At 38.8% G+C, this 17,454-nt stretch carries 18 protein-coding genes; 7 read left to right on the forward strand and 11 right to left on the reverse strand.

Going from position 1 to position 17,454, the window contains the following annotated elements; genetic code table 11:
- Positions 1–19: 19 nt before the first annotated feature.
- The 3 genes from L1283_RS00825 to L1283_RS00835 form a co-directional block, all read right to left on the reverse strand.
- Entirely contained in the window at positions 20–517 is a 498-nt protein-coding gene (locus L1283_RS00825) for a DUF1062 domain-containing protein (RefSeq protein WP_248932398.1), read from the reverse strand.
- 499 nt (positions 518–1,016) lie between these two features.
- Positions 1,017–2,936, reverse strand: coding sequence for a sensor histidine kinase (locus tag L1283_RS00830; RefSeq protein ID WP_248932397.1), 1,920 nt, complete (start codon positions 2,934–2,936; stop codon positions 1,017–1,019).
- Positions 2,933–3,676, reverse strand: a complete 744-nt coding sequence (locus tag L1283_RS00835; protein WP_083663731.1) for a LytR/AlgR family response regulator transcription factor — start codon at positions 3,674–3,676, stop codon at positions 2,933–2,935. Before L1283_RS00835 ends, L1283_RS00830 begins: the two co-directional genes overlap by 4 nt.
- 187 nt (positions 3,677–3,863) lie before the next feature.
- Between L1283_RS00835 and L1283_RS00840 the strand changes: the two genes are divergently transcribed.
- The 4 genes from L1283_RS00840 to L1283_RS00855 all read left to right on the forward strand — a co-directional run bounded on the left by L1283_RS00840 (position 3,864) and on the right by L1283_RS00855 (position 6,192).
- Complete coding sequence (locus L1283_RS00840; RefSeq protein ID WP_075993827.1) at positions 3,864–4,517, forward strand: Pr6Pr family membrane protein; 654 nt, start codon at positions 3,864–3,866, stop codon at positions 4,515–4,517.
- A gap of 73 nt (positions 4,518–4,590) precedes the next feature.
- Positions 4,591–5,112 (forward strand): hypothetical protein, encoded by a 522-nt coding sequence (locus L1283_RS00845; RefSeq protein ID WP_157626183.1) that lies wholly within the window; start codon positions 4,591–4,593, stop codon positions 5,110–5,112.
- A 148-nt stretch (positions 5,113–5,260) separates the two neighbouring features.
- A complete protein-coding gene (locus L1283_RS00850; RefSeq protein ID WP_075993825.1) occupies positions 5,261–5,668 on the forward strand; it encodes a VOC family protein in 408 nt (135 codons plus the stop codon).
- A gap of 260 nt (positions 5,669–5,928) precedes the next feature.
- Positions 5,929–6,192, forward strand: coding sequence for a hypothetical protein (locus tag L1283_RS00855; RefSeq protein ID WP_075993824.1), 264 nt, complete (start codon positions 5,929–5,931; stop codon positions 6,190–6,192).
- A 43-nt stretch (positions 6,193–6,235) separates the two neighbouring features.
- Here the strand turns inward: L1283_RS00855 and L1283_RS00860 are convergent, their stop codons facing one another.
- The 3 genes from L1283_RS00860 to L1283_RS00870 all read right to left on the reverse strand — a co-directional run bounded on the left by L1283_RS00860 (position 6,236) and on the right by L1283_RS00870 (position 8,252).
- Complete coding sequence (locus L1283_RS00860; RefSeq protein ID WP_075993823.1) at positions 6,236–6,520, reverse strand: hypothetical protein; 285 nt, start codon at positions 6,518–6,520, stop codon at positions 6,236–6,238.
- Entirely contained in the window at positions 6,514–7,281 is a 768-nt protein-coding gene (locus L1283_RS00865) for a hypothetical protein (protein ID WP_075993822.1), read from the reverse strand. The genes L1283_RS00860 and L1283_RS00865 overlap by 7 nt, the downstream gene beginning before the upstream one ends.
- Before the next feature lie 350 nt (positions 7,282–7,631).
- Positions 7,632–8,252 carry an HPP family protein gene (locus L1283_RS00870; protein ID WP_075993821.1) on the reverse strand — a complete coding sequence of 207 codons (621 nt, stop codon included), beginning with the start codon at positions 8,250–8,252 and terminating at the stop codon, positions 7,632–7,634.
- Positions 8,253–8,764: 512 nt separating this feature from the next.
- On the opposite strand from L1283_RS00870, the gene L1283_RS00875 reads away from it, so the two are divergent.
- Positions 8,765–9,223 (forward strand): VOC family protein, encoded by a 459-nt coding sequence (locus tag L1283_RS00875; RefSeq protein ID WP_075993820.1) that lies wholly within the window; start codon positions 8,765–8,767, stop codon positions 9,221–9,223.
- Here the strand turns inward: L1283_RS00875 and L1283_RS00880 are convergent.
- Positions 9,220–9,558: a winged helix-turn-helix transcriptional regulator gene (locus L1283_RS00880; RefSeq protein ID WP_075993819.1), complete on the reverse strand. Its 339-nt coding sequence runs from the start codon at positions 9,556–9,558 to the stop codon at positions 9,220–9,222. The genes L1283_RS00875 and L1283_RS00880 overlap by 4 nt on opposite strands.
- A gap of 207 nt (positions 9,559–9,765) precedes the next feature.
- Between L1283_RS00880 and L1283_RS00885 the strand changes: the two genes are divergently transcribed.
- Positions 9,766–12,150 carry a TonB-dependent receptor gene (locus tag L1283_RS00885; protein ID WP_075994931.1) on the forward strand — a complete coding sequence of 795 codons (2,385 nt, stop codon included), beginning with the start codon at positions 9,766–9,768 and terminating at the stop codon, positions 12,148–12,150.
- Between the two features lie 61 nt (positions 12,151–12,211).
- Here the strand turns inward: L1283_RS00885 and L1283_RS00890 are convergent, their stop codons facing one another.
- The 3 genes from L1283_RS00890 to L1283_RS00900 form a co-directional block, all read right to left on the reverse strand.
- Positions 12,212–12,931 carry a hypothetical protein gene (locus L1283_RS00890; RefSeq protein ID WP_075993818.1) on the reverse strand — a complete coding sequence of 240 codons (720 nt, stop codon included), beginning with the start codon at positions 12,929–12,931 and terminating at the stop codon, positions 12,212–12,214.
- Between the two features lie 6 nt (positions 12,932–12,937).
- On the reverse strand, positions 12,938–14,101 hold the full coding sequence (locus tag L1283_RS00895; protein ID WP_429625634.1) for a PepSY-associated TM helix domain-containing protein: 1,164 nt from the start codon (positions 14,099–14,101) through the stop codon (positions 12,938–12,940).
- Between the two features lie 255 nt (positions 14,102–14,356).
- Positions 14,357–14,932 (reverse strand): GNAT family N-acetyltransferase, encoded by a 576-nt coding sequence (locus L1283_RS00900; RefSeq protein WP_216640393.1) that lies wholly within the window; start codon positions 14,930–14,932, stop codon positions 14,357–14,359.
- A 363-nt stretch (positions 14,933–15,295) separates the two neighbouring features.
- Here L1283_RS00900 and L1283_RS00905 point away from each other — a divergent pair, with 363 nt between their 5' ends.
- A complete protein-coding gene (locus L1283_RS00905; RefSeq protein ID WP_248932394.1) occupies positions 15,296–16,825 on the forward strand; it encodes a DUF2931 family protein in 1,530 nt (509 codons plus the stop codon).
- A 15-nt stretch (positions 16,826–16,840) separates the two neighbouring features.
- Here L1283_RS00905 and L1283_RS00910 read toward each other — a convergent pair whose 3' ends face one another.
- A complete protein-coding gene (locus L1283_RS00910; RefSeq protein WP_075993815.1) occupies positions 16,841–17,332 on the reverse strand; it encodes a GNAT family N-acetyltransferase in 492 nt (163 codons plus the stop codon).
- Between the last annotated feature and the right edge of the window lie 122 nt (positions 17,333–17,454).

A 17,454-nucleotide genomic window follows, 5' to 3' on the forward strand; every position in this document is an offset into this window, starting at 1 on the left:
AGGATTGCTCGCCGTTTGTTTATCGGGTTATGCGTTTCAATGCTTCGCATGATATTTTCACAATATCCTCATGTTTGATGCGATGTTTTTTTTCTAGAAATTTTCCATGTACAGTAATTGCCTGCATAGTGATGAGTCGGTCAAGCTGCCTGGATGATAGTTTTAAACAGTTACGAATGACGGTGGCTAGTTTGAGCTGAAAGCTGAATACATAGATGACTTTGAAGGATAAGGTGTCTTCGTTTGTGCTGTGCAAATTCTCCATGAACCGCTGTTCATACTGTATTTCATATTTGATGGTATCGAAATCTGCTTCAACATTGTTCTTTTTTCTGATTTCTGTTGAAAAAGCGTATTGCCATGCTAGCTCCCTGTTGTTTTCCTGAAATCTATGAAACAGTTCCTTATTGATGGATTCGGGGCTGGCACGGGAAATAATGGTCATATTGTAGGTGTTATCACATTTGATACATCTATAAATCAACCAAACGTCGATATTTTTTTTCTGTGCATTCATTCTGAACTTTTCACTGCAGTAGAACCTATCACTATCACAATGGCTGCAGGATCTTTTGAGAAGGGGAGTGTTGTGTGCTTTGATCTCCCAGATATATTCTTTTCGCATGAGTTGTAGTCGCGCTTAATATTCTTTATTTGATTTTTGATGTTATCGACGATATTGGAAAGGATGGGATACGGTATTTTAAATACTGAAATAGCATAAAAATACTCTCCTGAGCTAACAATACCGAGAATAATAGGGTGAAATGAAAACCTGTTCGGATAGGAGTTACCCGAATAAAAGAATAATTAGCCTGTGGTTTGTGAGGCTAAATTATGCGACTATAAATTTGAAAATTGTGTTCAAAACGCTATTTCGTTGGTTTATAAACGAATTTAATTAATTTAATTGATTTTCCATGGATAACGAATGAAATTGCGCTACAATTTATATCCTATCTTGATATTAGATGACAAGTTGAATGCGCTGCAGTTTGTTTAAATAATATAAATCGTTAATAGGTAATTGGAATAAGAAGTGTGACCGTAGTGCCAGCAGTTGGGTCTTTGGTGGTCTGAAGACTCGCTTTTTTTCCTAACAATTGCATACGTTCGCGACTGATTGTTCCAGAGAGTGAACGATGTGTAATTTCAGGAATGTCTGGATTGACTTTACCGCTATCTTTAATCGTCACCCGTAGGATATCTGCAGACAACGCAAACTGGATGTCAATACTACCATCGCCCGTTTCGAGGTTTATACCGTGCAGAATTGCATTTTCAACATAGGGTTGTATCAGCATTGGCGGTAGCATGACTGCACTTAAATCTTGATCTTCAGGTTGTGTGATGTGGTAATGAAAAGCATCTTCAAAACGCATTTGCTGTAAGATCAAATAGTTTTCTAGGGTTTCAAGTTCCTCATTTAATGGAACGAGGTTTTCACGGCTTAATTCGAGATTGCTACGTAATAGTCGGCTGAAACGGTTCAAATATTTGATGGCATTTTCTTTTTTATCCAGGCGCATGAAGCTCTGTACAGCGGAAAGGGTATTGAAAATAAAGTGCGGTTCCATCTGTGTGCGCAACAACTGCTGCTGCAATAAGACCTTTTCTTTCTCTTGCCTGGAGCGTCGCTGACGAAAACTGTAATATAGGAAGAAAAGTATGATGATCAATAAAATAACCGCCAGGGAGGAAATGATCAGTCCTAAACGATTTTGTTGTAGCTGAAGCTTATTGATCTTGATATTTTCATTCAGTATACGAATAGACTGATCTTTCGCCTGGAGTTGATAAAGGGCATTCATTTCCGCAATCGCTTGTGTATTCTCCGACTGATAAATACCTCTTTGTAATTGCACAAGGTGATTCAATACGTCTATAGCTGCTTTATCTTTTCCTTGCAAGCGATAGACGGCTGCGAGACTGTTTTGAAATGTAATTTCGTTGTTGGGAAAGATTAATTTGGGAAACTGCGCTTTAAGTTTGCCTGCTTTTTGGATGAATTTTTCGCCCAATACCGGCTTATTTAATGAAACATAGATTGCGGCTACATTACTGTAGTCTACGAATAAATTGTTCATCAATATAGAGGATGCTGTCTGTTGGTGCAAACGTTCATCTATTGTTATTTTTAGCAATTCATAATGTAAAATGGAATCCGGTTTCTTAGCCGTTTCATAGTATTGGATCTTCGAATCGTATAGAAAACTAATGTTGTATTTGTCTGGATTTTTAGTGTGTAATTCTTCGAGTTGATGAAGGAAGGGGGCAATATCTTCTGCTGGCCGTTGTAAGGTGTTCAGCGTCTGTATCATTTGTACCAAAACGCGTTGTCGGTTAATATGTCCTTCCGACAGTGAATCAATTAGGGGGAGTACCGAACGATTCATTTTTTCTGCAAGGTTATACTGGAAGGAGCTCAAGTTGTTTTGGGCAGCGGACAATAATATCGCTGATTTTGCTTCGGTTGACAGTCCTGCAGCGGTATCCGACAAAACAATCGTGGCGGCTTTGTTATAATAATAGCCCGCTTCGCGTTGTTTTGCTTCTATGCTACGGATGTTTCCTATTCCATTGTAAATAAGCGCTTTGTACTTTGCGTTTCCAGTGGTGGGTTCAATGAGTTCAAGCGCCTGTTGAACAAAAAAAAGAGCCGAATCTTGACCACTCATAGCATAGAGTCGTGCCAGGTAATATTTTACACGGGCAGCGAGTACCGTGTCTTTTTTTACGGTGGAATTATGGTCTAACGTTAACCAGGCCTGTTTGATGGAATCTCCATTTGCTGCAGTTAATTTTCGGTCTTCGAGCGTTTTAATCTGTGCAGCAATAGCATCATAGTCGGGCGAGGGTGTGTCTTTCTTTCGAGCGCAAGCGATAAAAAACAAAGGCAGTAGTAGCCAAGGGAAAATGCGGTTCAGTGCGCTCATTTTTCTGGGAAAAGCTGATTTAAGATCGAGTTTTTTCTACGTGATGAAATTGGAATTTCCTCTTTGTTCTTTAAGACAATATATTCGGAACGATTGACACCAGAAATATGCGACCTGTTGACAAGATACGATTGATGGGTGCGTAAGAAATAAGGCTGTGGCAATAATTCTTCATAATATTTGAGGGGTTTAGAGATTAACTCTTTTGTACCATCATTTAAAAAGAAAAAAGTATAGGGACCGTCTCCTTTGCAGTACACGATGTTGTGAACAGGGACGATACGTACCTGGTGTATGGAAGACAAGGCTATGCTTTCGGGAAGTTCACTGGCATGTAAAGCTTCTTGTGCCATTGATAAACGTTGCATCCATTGGGGATTGTTTTCGCTTTTACGCCGGTAACGTTCTAAGGCTTCGTTTAGTTCGGTTTGATCGACTGGTTTCAAGAGATAATCCAAAGCACCGTATTTGATGGCTTTGATTGCAAAATGATTGTAGGCCGTAATGAAAATAATATTCTGTGGAATAACGGTTAGCTTTTTTAGGATGTCAAATGCTGTACCATCACGGAGCTGAATATCCATAAGTATAACGTCTGGTTGTTTCTCTTCAATCAATTTTACAGCATTTGTCACCGTATCGCTCCAGCCAACAAGTTCAACGTCAGTTTCCTGTTGGACCAAATAGCTGATTTCTTTGCGTACGGCGGGTTCATCCTCGATAATGGCTACTCTAATCATTTATCAATACTTTATAGCGTATAAAAATAATAATTGTTAGTAAGGAAACTGAATCCATTTACAATTCGTTGCAATTATTTACAATCTGGATTCCGGGTTCGAACAGCGGTGAATTGGATTTGATCATTTAAAATTCCAAATAGCAGTTGAAATTTTTATATTTAGTATTGTATAGACCACTCGTAATATGGAGACTCAAAGTTCATTAAAATCGGTTTTCGCTGGTAGCATTGGTTTGATTACCTTGTTTGCAGTCGTTGGGCAATTTGTATTAAGCGCTCTCGTCTCTAAGCTTGGGCGCATGGACTATATTGTTCAGTTTTTTAGTTATTTTACGATTCTAGGTAATGTAATGGTTCTGCTATGCTGTTTTTTTACTGTTTGCTGGTCAAAAAGTCGAATAGGCCTATTTTTTACTAAACCCGAAACAATTACTGCCGTAACATTATACATTCTTATTGTCGGAATTATCTATAATACCCTACTACGCTTTCTGTCGCATCCACAGGGTTTATCAATGGTAGTTGACGAATTATTGCATGTGGTCACTCCTTTGAGTTTTTTCCTTTTTTGGTGGCGCTTTTTGGACAAGGGAACAATCCGTTGGAATCATCTTTTCTATTGGCTGATCTTCCCATTAGTCTATCTTTTTTATACGTTGTGGCATGGTTCGTTTTCTGGATTTTATCCGTATCCTTTTGTCAATGTTTCCGAGTTGGGGATGGACAGGGTTCTTTTGAACAGCTTTGGAGTGACCTTGGTTTTCGTCGCAATTGGTGCATTATTGATCGTATTGGGAAAATGGCAGAACAAACGGCATTCTCAACGGATTAAAAAATAAGAAAACTCAAAGCTTGTCGATATTGTTATATTACTAGAACAGCGTTCTATTTTTTACTTTAATTGAATTGAAAATGGTTATACGATTTTTTGTCTGTGTCTCTTTGGTATTATGTGCGATATGTTGTTTTGGTCAAGTTGATGTTGATAAAATGCGAGCCGAGTACGCTACTGCTGTTCAAAATAAAAAACTCTGTGAAGCGAATCTGAAACTATTGGAAGGAGCTGCCAATTCCGCAACGGAGAAGGGATACCTGGCTGCTTATGAAATATTATGGGCGAAACATATGGGTAATCCGTTTACAAAATTAGGTCAATTCAAGAAAGGGAAAAAGCTTTTGGAGGAAATGATCATGAAATATCCCGATAATATCGATTTACGTTTTATTCGTTGGAGTGTGCAGACACATGCGCCCTCTTTTTTAAGCTATAGTAAAGATCGATTGCGGGACAAGGAGTATTTGGTGCACAACTTACATAAATTACCCAATCCAAAGGGCCGAGAAGTGATCTATATCTATTTGAAAGAAGCAAATAGTTATCTCAAAGGTGAGCATGTGTTTTCACAGGCCGAATTGAATGAGCTCGCTAAGTAACAAGCGATCCATATAACGAGCTATCCATATAAGGCGTGGTCATTCCGCTGCTTATTCATTGATGCTGCATAAAAATCTTCGCATAGGTCAAGTTTTTTTTGGATGAAAATTTTCAACTTTGCATGATCAATAGCAATTAAACTTTAAAATGATGAAACAGATATTTATTAATCTCGTCGTAGCCGATGTGAATAAGTCAATGGATTTTTATACACAATTGGGCTTTACGAATAATCCTCAGTTTTCCGATGAACAAGGCAAATGTATGGTTTGGAGTGAGCATATTTTTGTGATGCTTTTATCTCCGGATAAATTTAAAACATTTACAGAAAAACCGCTTGCAGATACAAAAAAACAGATTGCAGCACTACTTTCACTTTCTGTTTCTGGTTTGGATCGTGTGAACGAAATTGTTGATAATGGATTGAAAGCCGGAGGAATTGAACCAACGCCAATGAAAGACTACGGTTTTATGCAACAGCGAAGTATTGAAGATTTTGACGGTCATACCTGGGAGATATTTTATATGGATATGAGCAAATTTCCAGCGGCATAGAAATCATATCGGAATAATCGGTTATCGTAAAGTCCCTTGCAGTAATGTAAGGGACTTTTTCTTTTGTTGTTAAGGTAGCGAAGTAGCTGTATGCCGATGATTGCTGCTGCCGATTTTTTTTAGCGGTTCCACGAATATTAAACCATCGGATGCGAATTATAGTTGTGCCTTGGGAAAAGCTGGGCTAGGGATTACATTTGACAACATATCCGTTTGCTGTTTAGATAAACGGATGGCTAACAAATCATAAAACTTGACACATGTTTAAAAATAAAAAGCTCAGCAAAAACCCACTTCATTATGTTTATGCGGTGATATGGTTGGTGTTATTTGGTTCCATTGCTTACTACGTTTATTCGGGAGCGGCATTTAAACCGGAGAATGGTAAAATTCACCTCTTAGCTATCCTTATTGCGTGGGTGGTGGAGTATCTGGGGCTTACAATTACAAGTCTACTCTTCTTATTGTATGGGATCTATCGGGCCATGACAACCGTTTTAGCGGATGTGAAGGATAATTTGTAAAAGAGCGTTTTTGGCTTACTAGTCAAAAACGCTCCTGTATAAGCTATGAAATAGCGGTATCCAATAGGTCATAGAGACTTTTGATCAAGGCCCGTATTTGGCTGCCATGCCGATCGGAAAATGAAAACTCATCTGCAAATCGGTTTGCCCCTCTCAAAAACTCCCGAAGCTGTTGTACATCCGCTGTAGTTGATGTGCCTGAAAATTTATTCTCATAAAGAAGAACATAGTCTAAAAACGGTTGAGCTGACTGGTTGAGTGAAACTTCCTGTTGCAATAGTGTCAGAAGTTGCAGATAATGCGCTTTGATGTATTCAATAGTTACCATGGTAAAGGAATTTCTTGTACTAGTTGTTTAAAGGCATCATCTCTGATAGCTGCAGGGATAAATAGCTGAATTGCTTTACCTGGCAGATGGGGGTTGATTATACCTGCGGCAATGGGTTGTCTTGCGGTGGTCCCTTGCCATACTTTTAGTGTTTTGGCTTGTGGCACTTCATAGCGGTAGAATTTACTGAAGTTGTTCCATGCCGGTTGAACGGCAGTACCGCCGATTACGTCGCCAACGGATTTTGGAATCTCTTTGGTCCAGTAGCCGCCAGCAGGATTTCCGCCAGTGACACGATATATTTTGGTGCCTGCGGGTAGTTCTGTCGCTGTAGCGTCGACAAAGTTGGCTGCTTCAACAGCAGGTAAATCTAAATCGGGGTTATTCCATGGGCTGTTTTTTCCATTGGCTAAGCCATTCGGTACATAATCAGATTTTTCTATTCCAGGGATATTGTTCCAGTCTTCAATATATACTCTTTGATGATAAATACTTTGTGCTGTTTCTAGGTTATTCAGCAGAGCAGCCTTATCCTTGGACTTAGAAAATGCCTCTTTGAGTTTGGTTTGGTCCAAACCTTTTGCTATCCAATTGTTTAATTTGGCTTTGGTGCCTGTTCCTAAAGATTTTTCGAGGTCGTCCATCCAACTGGTCGAATTTTCGATTTCATCAATTGGATCCTTATCCGAGGAACAATTAACGACAAGTTGACTTGTGAAGATTAACAGAATCAACAGCACTGTTTGAGTAAATCTGGTCATGATTGGTTTACGTTGTTAGTATATAATTAAATGTAATTAATAAAATAGTTAACGTGTTTTTTAAATAATGGTTTTGATTTAAGTGATTATTTGTTAAATAATTATTTTTATGGAAATACTTTTATGTATTAATATGTGTTTTGCTGGTGAAATTAGGTAATTGTTAAAATTTATGCAAGTTAATTTTGAGAATTTACTTAATTTAAAGGAAAGGTAATTTTATGGACTATAGTGGTTTTCTAGTCTCAAAATAGATCTTTCTAGCTTAATCTTCGGCGGATTTTGCCAGGATATGAATCAAGTACCCATTCTATCCGATAGATTTGGATAGAATGAGGGATTCCAGAACTTTATAGGTTTGACGGGTTCTTGGCGCTATCAAAACGGGTTTTTAGATGCTGCCTTCTTGAACGGCGTAAACGTGATTTTTTTACAGGATAATGTCTCTTTTTTGTGATATTGTTAAAGATTAGAGCCACCAGGAATAAAATTATGCAACCTGATAGTACTGGACTTAATACGTACCAATATCCCATTGAAGAGATCTTTGTTCCGCTGCTGACTGCAATGAGTGCAGTTGCTCCACCAGGAGGATGCAGCGTGCGTGTATGTTGCATACAAACAATGGACAGGGCAACGGCAAAGGGAGCGGTCAGCCAGATAATATCGGGAAGGAGCTGTGCAACGGTAACTCCGGCGATTGCAGAAACAACATGGCCGCCGATTAAATTGCGTGGCTGTGCAAGTGGACTTTGTATGGCACCATAAACCAAAACCGAGGAAGCTCCGAAAGAACCTATCAAAAAGACATTTTCGAGCGAAGGTAAATGAAGTGATTGGATATAGGCGATAATAAATATCCCAACAAATGCACCAATAAATGACCAAAAATGTTCCCAAGGATCGACTAATGTCTCTCTATAGATCACATATCTATAGATCCGTAATTGTCTGTGGAGATGCTGTTTCATTTTATTTGCAAAAATATGTAGACCAAGGGCTTTAAACTTTGCGCATTCTATCTTGATTTTTGAAGAATTTATAACATTCGATTTCTTATGCTGGGTGTCACGATACTTTGGCAGCAAAGTCCATCGAAATGATGTCTAAGGAATGCCCCATTTTTATAGACTCATGGTAGTTACAACGCTTTTGGCTCTTGTTCAGATCGAAAAATTTACCGGGCAAAAGTACACTAAAATAATAAGATCTATCTCCTGTAATTTAAAATCTCCCTTTTGATACGGCTAGTTTTAACGTATACTCTTTTCTGGTCCAATAGAATTGGTTGTTGGTTTTCTATCCGATCTTTCAGTATCATTTTGTGCAAATAGTTAAGTGGATGTTAGTTTGATGAAATTGGTTTCATTGCGGCGCGCAATGTGGCCCTGTTGGTTTTCGATCCGACCAGTGCAACTTACAATTTTGTAAGTTGTTCCAGTCTCCGGAAAAACACTTTAGTTTTGTTCAAAAATTATACGCTATGGAATTGAAAGATAATATTGTAGGTTTTCACCACCTGTCGATTAAGGCTCAGGATTTTGATAAGACGATTGGCTTTTATGGAAATCTTGGTTTTATTGTCGTGCATGAATGGTCGTTACCCGAGTTCAATTTAGAACGCTGCGCCATGCTTTTTAATGCCTCTATAGGCTATTATTTGGAAATTTGTGATAAGAATGCTGCTATTCCAACGCAGGGAAGAAGGCGTATAGAGGGGGAGGAGTATGTCGAGAATGCGCTACTTCATCTGTGTTTTACGGTAGAAGATGCCGAAGATGCCCGAATACAGGCTATCGCCCATGGTGCAGAGGACCTGAGTGCCGGTGTTTTCGAACTCAGGCTCAGTCAAGGTAAAAAAGATGTTTTTGTACGCAACAGTCTCGTTTATAGTCCAAATGGAGAGGTGATTGAATTTTTGGAGCGGGTTGATTTTAGTTAAGGATGGTCGTTGTTGAACCGAGAAAGGGCTGCCAATAGGGGTTTTAGCTGATGACTTTTGTCGGTCAGTGAATAGACAGATGCTGTTTTACTTCGGTCTTTTTGAATGAGTCCATCCAGCTGCAATTCTTTCAATTGTTTCGCAAGTGTACGATCGCTTACTTGGGGCAGAAGAATTTTGAATTCCGAATAGTTTGTGTCCTGCTCGAGGAGTTTGAATAGAATCGAAAGTTTCCATCGACCACTGAATAATGCCAACGTTTTTGAGGCGTTACAGAACTGTTGTAATGTTTTTTCATTGATTGCATTCGTCGAATTTTCTTTGCGGTCTGTCATAGCTACTAATATCGAAAAAAATGTGAAGAATGAAAGGGATATTTCCCTAGTAATTTGTGTCCTTCCGTCATCGATTTATTTTTAATAATTCTTTTATTTAGAATTATTAAAAATAGCATATCTTTGGGCCATTATTCATTGCGCTCCTACAAAGAGACAATATCATCTACAAATTCTTTTGTCTAAATGGAAACATACATTTTTTCAATGCGATCAATTTTACGCACTGTCTTTATCATTAGCCTTTTACATCTTTCACACAGCCTGCTGTCGCAGGAGAGCAAGGGCAGCGTTCGCGGGCGCTTAACAATGGTGGATGGTGAACCTATGGCTTCCAAGGCTATTTCATTGCTAGAACTTCAGCGAACGACCCTTACAGATGAGGATGGTAAATACATCTTCAAAGGGTTAGATACAGGTAATTATACCATTCGTGTACAATTATTAGGGGCCAAGGAAATCAAGATCCCCGTTCATATCGGAGCCCCTCTTATTCACGTGGAAGCGAATTATCAGATGTCGGACGAGAATGTACTTGCTTTGCAGGAAGTTGTTGTGCACGGTAAAAACAACAGATTTGTTCAAAAAGAAAGTGTGTACGTGGCACGCTTACCCTTAAAAAATTTGGAGAACCCGCAGGTGTATAATGCAGTTCCCAAAACTCTTTTTCAGGAGCAAATCGCTGTGGACCTCGGTAGCATTTCTAAAAATGTTCCCGGTGCTGGCATACCAATGATTGCTAACCAAGGCCGGGTAACGTTTCGTTCGAGAGGATTTGAAACTGAGCCAAATGCACGTAATGGTGTCGCTGGAGCTGCTTTTTCTTTTATCGATCCAGTTAATCTGGAGCGCATTGAAGCCATAAAAGGACCATCAGCTACCTTGTTTGGAAAAAGTGTATCGAGCAGCTACGGTGGCGTTTATAACCGTGTTACCAAAAAGCCTTATAACGATTTTGGGGGCGAAGTTGGTTATGTAGGTGGAAGCTGGAATTATAACCGTGTCGCTTTGGATCTCAATACGCCGATAAATGCGGACCGGACAGCTCTTTTCAGAATCAATGCCGCTGGAACGATAGAAAAAAGTTTTCAGGACCTGGGATTTACCAATAGCTTTGCCTTGGCACCAAGTTTCTCGTACCAGATTACAGATCGGCTTTCATTACTCTTGGATCTTGAGTATGGACAGGCCAAAGGGACATCTGTGGTACGTTTCAACCCATACACTGGAAGTAACAAAGTGCAGTCCATCAGTGATATGAAATTCCCTTACAAGAAGACTTTTCTAAGCAATGATTTAGCCTATCAAACGCAGATGTTCAATATTTTTGCGCAGATGAACTATAAAATTTCAGAAGAATGGACTTCACAGACTATCATTTCTAGGGCAAATTCAACTATCAATGGGTATATCTCAGCGCTGAATGGTAAATCTGATTCGACCTTAAATGCACAGGTTATGGTGGGAACTACGTCGTTTATTGCGACGGATCTGCAACAGAATTTTATCGGTGATTTTCATATCGGAAAATTTCGCAACCGGATGGTTATAGGCTTGGACTACTATAATAATTCCAATTATTTTGATCGCTACCATACCAACACCCGGACAATCAATTTTATAAATCCACCTGCAGATTATCGTATCAATCATTTTATTGTTGATTCTTTAACCGCAAAATCTGCCTATCGTAAGGAGAAAAATAGTGACGATACGTATGCGGCCTATGTTTCTGATGTATTTAATTTGACGGATCAATTGATGGTTATGGCGAGTCTGCGTGTGGACCGCTTTCAATATCATGGGGTCTACAATATTACGACAGGGGAAACTACGGGCGGGATAGGTGCTGGGGGGATCCAAAAAGGACCATTTGGGCAAACAGCATTGTCACCCAAATTTGGTGTGGTATATGAAGCGCTCAAAGATAAGCTATCGGTATTTGGAAACTATATGAACGGTTTTAATAATATCAGTGGTGTGGATATCAATAGCAATCCTTTCAAACCCGAATATGCCAATCAGATGGAGTTTGGTGTAAAAGGGGATCTATTCAACCACCGTTTGGCTGGAACTGTAAGTTACTACGATATCCGTGTGGATAATGTTTTACGCACGAATCCAGAGGATAGTAATTATTCCATCCAGGACGGTACACAGTTAAGTAAAGGTGTTGAAGTGGAATTGACTGCGAATCCTTTTAACGGAATGAATATTGTAGCTGGATATGCTTATAATGAGAGTAAATATAGTAACGCCGATCCATCGGTAAATGGTTTGAGACCTGCACTTTCGGGGCCACAGCGTATGTTGAATTTTTGGTTGAGTTATCGTATACCAGCTGGAAAATATCAAGGACTGGGCGCCGGATTTGGAGGAAATATGGGCAGTTCCTCTTATCAGACAAATACGCAGACAGCTAAGGTTATTATTCCTTCCTATCAGCTATTTGACGCAACTGTTTATTATGATCAACCTAAATTTAGGGTCGGAATAAAAGTAGATAATTTGACAAGTGAGAAAGCTTGGTCGGTAAGGCTTACGCCACAGAGCCCGGCGCGTGTTTTGGCTAACTTTACACTAAAATTTTAGTGGAAGACCACAACGAATAGATAAAAAAAGAGAAGGCTTAGCCTTCTCTTTTTTTATCTATTTACAGATTGAGACAATAATTGCAACGATGTCTGATTCTCATAAAGGAAATGCCTTGATCCTCGCCGGGGCTATTTTCATACCAATCTAGCCGGATCATATACATGCCTTTTTGAGTTGCCCGAAAAACTATATTTGCAGCGGTGTCAACTGGAATATTTTTCTCCCAATTCTCCGGGTTAAAGATTCGGATAGTAGACTCTTTCGATGGGCGTTTACCATAGATGTAAGGTGATATCTGATAAGAATCTTTTTTTGGTATAAGTTGGATATATGGACCTTCCGCTATGATAGGTAAGGTATCCGGCGCGCTGGAGCGTCCATATTCACCGTAAAGATATTCAATGGAACGGATGTTTTTACTGGAATCCTTTGCATTTCTAACGATGACGGGTAACTTGGTATTGATTCCAATAACCTGATAAAATGTGTTTGCTTTGGCGGAAAATGTCCCCTCCCAGCAATCCGCTTTTTTTATCAATAACAATGGTGATTCTTGGCCTGAGGTTGCTCGTGTTTTGAAGTCAAACAATTTTATGGACTCGAATTCGGTGCCACTTGTACGATGTCTTACACTAAGGTCATCAATATAACCATAACACACGCGGACTGTTACCAATGAACTGTTTTTAGCAGGTGGTATCACCTCCATCCAGAATGCACTGGCTTGGCTTTCTGCTCGACTTATCAGAAAGATGAGAAAAATAAGGACAATACGCATGGTAGGCTATGCTATGGTTTGAAGTTGAATTGATTTCTTCTTTTGGCTTTTTGACGGTTTCTTCTTCTTTCTTTTGTTCAGCCATATCCATATCCCTGTGATGGGAAGAGACGCTGCTAGGGTAACGGCTAAGAATGCAATAATTTTAGAGGGTAGTCCAAATATCGATCCCATATGGATGGATTTCATCATCCGTTGAACCTGCTGTGCCAATGGTAACTTTTCTAAAGGGTTATTTTTAAGTAACTGTCCGGATTTGCTGTCAAAGAATGCCTGGTTGATCTGCAAAGTTGCATTTGAAAAGTTTTCCTTGGTTAGCGCAAAAGCTAAATCCTTCTTTTCAGGAAATGTGACAATTATATTTCCCGAGTTAGGGTATAGGCTGTTTAACTGCTGATAGATCGTATCCAGCACAAGGTAATCTGAAAAAGCCAGTTTGTTGGTGTTGCTGATCTTCTCTTTTGTTGATTTTTGGGTTGAGCCCAATACTTTATAGAATTGTTTATTGTACCAATCGAAACTCCAGGTCAATCCAGTTAAGGTAAAAATAATTAAAAACAAAGATGCGTAGAAACCGCCGACTGCGTGAAAATCCCAGACCTTTCTTTTGAGAGAGGCTGCCATTTTCATGGTTACACGTTGTCTGAGCATGGATTTATTTTTAGGCCACCAAAGGTAAATGCCACTTAGGGCAAGAAAGAGAGCCGCTAGAGCTGAGATTCCCGTTAGGGTACTTCCGATTTTTTCGACGAGAAGAAAACGATGGATATCTAAAGTCTTTTGAAAAAAACGGTCACTCTGCCGACCTTTGGATAATAGTTCTCCAGTATAGGGATTCATATATGCATACCAATATCCGGTCTTTTTTTGTCCATACTGTATGCGGACACTGCGGGAAGGATCTGCTGGAATTTCGATGCGAAACAACTTTTTGTCCGGAAATATAGATTCGGCTTTTTCGGAAATATGTGCAAGAGAAAGACGATTGGTTTGTACGGTTACCTTCTGTTCTTTCGGCCACAAAAGTGGGGTAAGCTCTTTTTCAAAACTCAATAACATTCCTGTAACGCAAACAGCAAAAAAGATTATACCAAATAATAAGCCCAAATAAAGGTGGAGTTTTCCAAGTATATTTTTTAGAATATTTTGTTTAGCTCTTTTATTTGTCATAGATGCGCCGTCAATAGGATGAACAGCGCAAAAATACAGTATTATCAGTAATTATTCTAAATAAACGTAAAAAGTTTGATCACGTTGTTAATCGGGCCAATCTTCATTATCAGCGTAATACTCTTCGGGTCTTCTGTCAAGAGGTAGATCTTTGAGCACACGGATTGCGGCATTTCCTAATTCAGCATTTTGTTTTAGGTGGTACTGATTAGCGGGATAAGGCCTGAATGGCGATAAATAAGCTAAACACTGTATTTAATCAAGGGAAATATACATATGGTAATATTCGCCTCCTGCGAAAGACGTTTTTTTACCAAGCTTAAAACCAATCCTTTCATAGAGCTTTTGCGCATTGGGATTCTTTAGGTCAACGAGCAGACCAATTTGTTTAAAACCATGTTGCTTGGCATGTGTAATCGCATATTGTAAAAGTTGTGTTCCGATACCTTTACCTCGTGCAATGGGAGCAACAGCAATTGAATCGATATAAAATTCGTCACCAGCTGTTTCGGCTTCTGGAATCAAATTATTGTTGTACTGATCCTTCATGTGATCTAAAATAGGCTGTCTTAATTCAACAAACTGATCAGCATCGTAGCCAGTTAAAGAGCCTACAATACGTTCATTATCGTCAATTGCGACAAATGTATTCTCATAACTATAGAGATTACCTTTTTGCCTAAAAAGCTGAGTTAGAAAAAGTACTGCCTCAGTTGGATCTTCTTTTTGAATAAAACGAAATATAATGTCTCCCATCGCCTGGAGCATAATTTCAGGTACAACATGCGAATCACTCTCTTTGGCTTTTCTAATTTTATTATGTATATCCATGATTTGAAGAATAAAAACGAAGTTAGTAAACTTGATCGACTTTCCTTAGGGGGCCTTTGATTGGAGTGTTTTCGAAGAAAATTTACGATAACGAGCGATCTCTTGCTGGAGAGGGGGGAAAGCTGGACCTTTACTGACTGTGTTTGAAATTGCTCAGGATATCGATCCTGGCGAAAACCGATAAAAGTTAATTAAATACATTCTTGTTAAAAGAATATATTGTCTACTTTGGGTCGAATATTTGATCAATGTACTTGAATATCGATCGCTTTATATTCCTAAAACATTTCTTGTTATTTTTGAAGTGTGTTGTTGTCGGTTAGGCTAAATCAACAAATTTTTTTGGATTAAAAACAAATTACAATGATTTTAAGAGCTACGGTTTCTGCTTTTTTTGTTGCCATCATCAGCCTAATCGCGACCCTACTTGTACAGAATGCAGATTTAAATTTGGCTTATGCTGCATGTTGTTGTTCGCCTTATTTTATTGTTATCGCCTTGGTTTATTTCCATTTTAATTTCTTTCGGAAAAAGTTAAAGGTCTTAGAGAAACCAAAATTTGCTTTTGAACTTGGCTATGGTTTTCTTTTTTATTGCTTATTTTCTTTATTGCTTCCGGTACTTCTTTTTTTATCAACCTTGGGTGATGAATACGAGCATCGACTTTATGCGGATCTGGGCGGAGTGATTAAAGAAATGTTTCCCTTGATTTTAACACTCAGTATTTTCCTGACATTCTTTAGTAGCGTGATTATAACATGGGCTGTAAAATCATGGAAATATTTAGTTCCGACTTTGCTTGGATATCTTATTTTGCTACCGATTATATTCGCGTTCTCAACGACAATACGTGAGTTTAATGACCTCAGGGAAGAACGCCTCACGCAAGAAGATAATATCAGGGAAGGACGCTATAAATGGTTCTGTTCGATGAGTAATCCAACAGCTTATCCCGTCCAGTTGTATAAAGGCCGCTTTATCTTTCCGAAAGATGAAGATTACGAGTTTACATTTAGTGAGGGCAATATAGTGAACTATAACGCCATTTGGGGACAAGCTGGAGGCGGTACATATGAGCAGGTGATGTCATTGCCTAAGGCATTGGACATTACTTGGTATTCATTTGCTGAAGATGTTTTTTATCGCATGAACGGTCCGATTGATTATGGTAAATTGCGGACGTTGTTCAGTACGCCATACCAAGAAAAAGGGGCGATGAAAACTGTTGATGAACATTATAATAAGGTTATTTTGGGCTTTGCTCCGGGGGGCGTACTTGTGATATGGGCCGCGGGAACGGGACGTCGTCAGGTCGAAATTGGTCGTTATCAAGCTGAAAAAGTAACGATCAAGGCTTCGGATCAATCCAAGGAAAATGGAACGTATGGTAATATCTTTAATCAAGAATGGCGCGAACAGGTACTGTCCGATACATCGATTATTCCTTCGGATGTTCAAGAAGCTATTGCAAATAAACCGATTCCCTATGGCTATTGGGATAAATTGCGCACGCGGTATTCTTTACAGCCAAAACTTATTATGTCTGCCGACATTAAAACATTCGACGCAGACTTTGAATTTTATAATTCCGAACGTTTTGTCTTTGATGAGCGTCTTCGGGATATGGACATGGCATCTCGAGGTATTCCCAAAGATGTTTATATCAAATGGTATGATCAGCATAATAACCGATGTGCTGCGCGATTTTTGTTTGATGAAACTGAGACATTTAAAAACTTTGCTTCATTTTTTAATGATAAAAAGGGCATTGGGGCTGTACTGGAGTTCAATGTCGATACAAAGACTAAAATAGCAACAGCGACATTAAAGAATAATACTGAAAGTAAGCTGCTTTTGAAAACTGAAGTAATCGACTATGGAGAGCATTTCTAAAATTCGGAAGAGAACCTAAAGATCTTTTTTCATGTTATAGTTTGGTATTTCGACTTCAGTTCGTATTTGTATCTGCTCTGCGATAACTTTGAAGCCATTAGCTTCAAAAAAAGGTTTTGCTGTTTTGCTTACGTCTGCGGTTAAAATAGTGTTTTTATGTGTGGTAGCTTCGGCTTCCAGTGCATTATAAAGCTGTTGTGCGATCCCTTGTCGTTGAAAATCTTTATGCACATACAAGACGTCGATATAATCTCCATGATATAAGGAGGTAAAACCAACAATCTTCTGATTGAGCACAGCTACAATAAAATACTGATCTTCGATTAGCCGATGCCAACGGTCAGTGTTATTGACGCATGATATCCATGCTACAATTTGCTCGTTATTATAATCATTTGCGCATACAGTCTCAACCGTTCCGGAAAATAGGATTAATATTTCCTGCAGATCTTTCAATATTCCTTTTCGGAGAGTTAATCCTGTTCTTTTTGTTTGAATTTTGTTCATTTTTTTGGAAAAGTGTTAAATAAAAGACCTGATCTGTCAAATCTAATGGAACATAATAGTGTTGAAAGAAGGCGAAATTTTAATAAAAACGTATAATTATGTTAAAGTTATAAATATTATAT

Origin of the sequence: Sphingobacterium sp. HSC-15S19 (assembly GCF_050433745.1) — a bacterium.
In the GTDB taxonomy this organism is placed as follows: Bacteria; Bacteroidota; Bacteroidia; order Sphingobacteriales; family Sphingobacteriaceae; genus Sphingobacterium; species Sphingobacterium siyangense.

Bases quoted from the DNA above. Each gene is read 5' to 3' on its own strand.
- L1283_RS00830 (WP_248932397.1), bottom strand. From the start codon at position 2,936: ATGAGCGCACTGAACCGCATTTTCCCTTGGCTACTACTGCCTTTGTTT.
- L1283_RS00905 (WP_248932394.1), top strand. From the start codon at position 15,296: ATGATTTTAAGAGCTACGGTTTCTGCTTTTTTTGTTGCCATCATCAGC.
- L1283_RS00855 (WP_075993824.1), top strand. From the start codon at position 5,929: ATGTTTAAAAATAAAAAGCTCAGCAAAAACCCACTTCATTATGTTTAT.
- L1283_RS00875 (WP_075993820.1), top strand. From the start codon at position 8,765: ATGGAATTGAAAGATAATATTGTAGGTTTTCACCACCTGTCGATTAAG.
- L1283_RS00870 (WP_075993821.1), bottom strand. From the start codon at position 8,252: ATGAAACAGCATCTCCACAGACAATTACGGATCTATAGATATGTGATC.
- L1283_RS00880 (WP_075993819.1), bottom strand. From the start codon at position 9,558: ATGACAGACCGCAAAGAAAATTCGACGAATGCAATCAATGAAAAAACA.
- L1283_RS00850 (WP_075993825.1), top strand. From the start codon at position 5,261: ATGATGAAACAGATATTTATTAATCTCGTCGTAGCCGATGTGAATAAG.
- L1283_RS00895 (WP_429625634.1), bottom strand. From the start codon at position 14,101: ATGACAAATAAAAGAGCTAAACAAAATATTCTAAAAAATATACTTGGA.
- L1283_RS00890 (WP_075993818.1), bottom strand. From the start codon at position 12,931: ATGCGTATTGTCCTTATTTTTCTCATCTTTCTGATAAGTCGAGCAGAA.
- L1283_RS00860 (WP_075993823.1), bottom strand. From the start codon at position 6,520: ATGGTAACTATTGAATACATCAAAGCGCATTATCTGCAACTTCTGACA.
- L1283_RS00845 (WP_157626183.1), top strand. From the start codon at position 4,591: ATGGTTATACGATTTTTTGTCTGTGTCTCTTTGGTATTATGTGCGATA.
- L1283_RS00900 (WP_216640393.1), bottom strand. From the start codon at position 14,932: ATGGATATACATAATAAAATTAGAAAAGCCAAAGAGAGTGATTCGCAT.
- L1283_RS00835 (WP_083663731.1), bottom strand. From the start codon at position 3,676: ATGATTAGAGTAGCCATTATCGAGGATGAACCCGCCGTACGCAAAGAA.
- L1283_RS00885 (WP_075994931.1), top strand. From the start codon at position 9,766: ATGCGATCAATTTTACGCACTGTCTTTATCATTAGCCTTTTACATCTT.
- L1283_RS00825 (WP_248932398.1), bottom strand. From the start codon at position 517: ATGAATGCACAGAAAAAAAATATCGACGTTTGGTTGATTTATAGATGT.
- L1283_RS00840 (WP_075993827.1), top strand. From the start codon at position 3,864: ATGGAGACTCAAAGTTCATTAAAATCGGTTTTCGCTGGTAGCATTGGT.
- L1283_RS00865 (WP_075993822.1), bottom strand. From the start codon at position 7,281: ATGACCAGATTTACTCAAACAGTGCTGTTGATTCTGTTAATCTTCACA.
- L1283_RS00910 (WP_075993815.1), bottom strand. From the start codon at position 17,332: ATGAACAAAATTCAAACAAAAAGAACAGGATTAACTCTCCGAAAAGGA.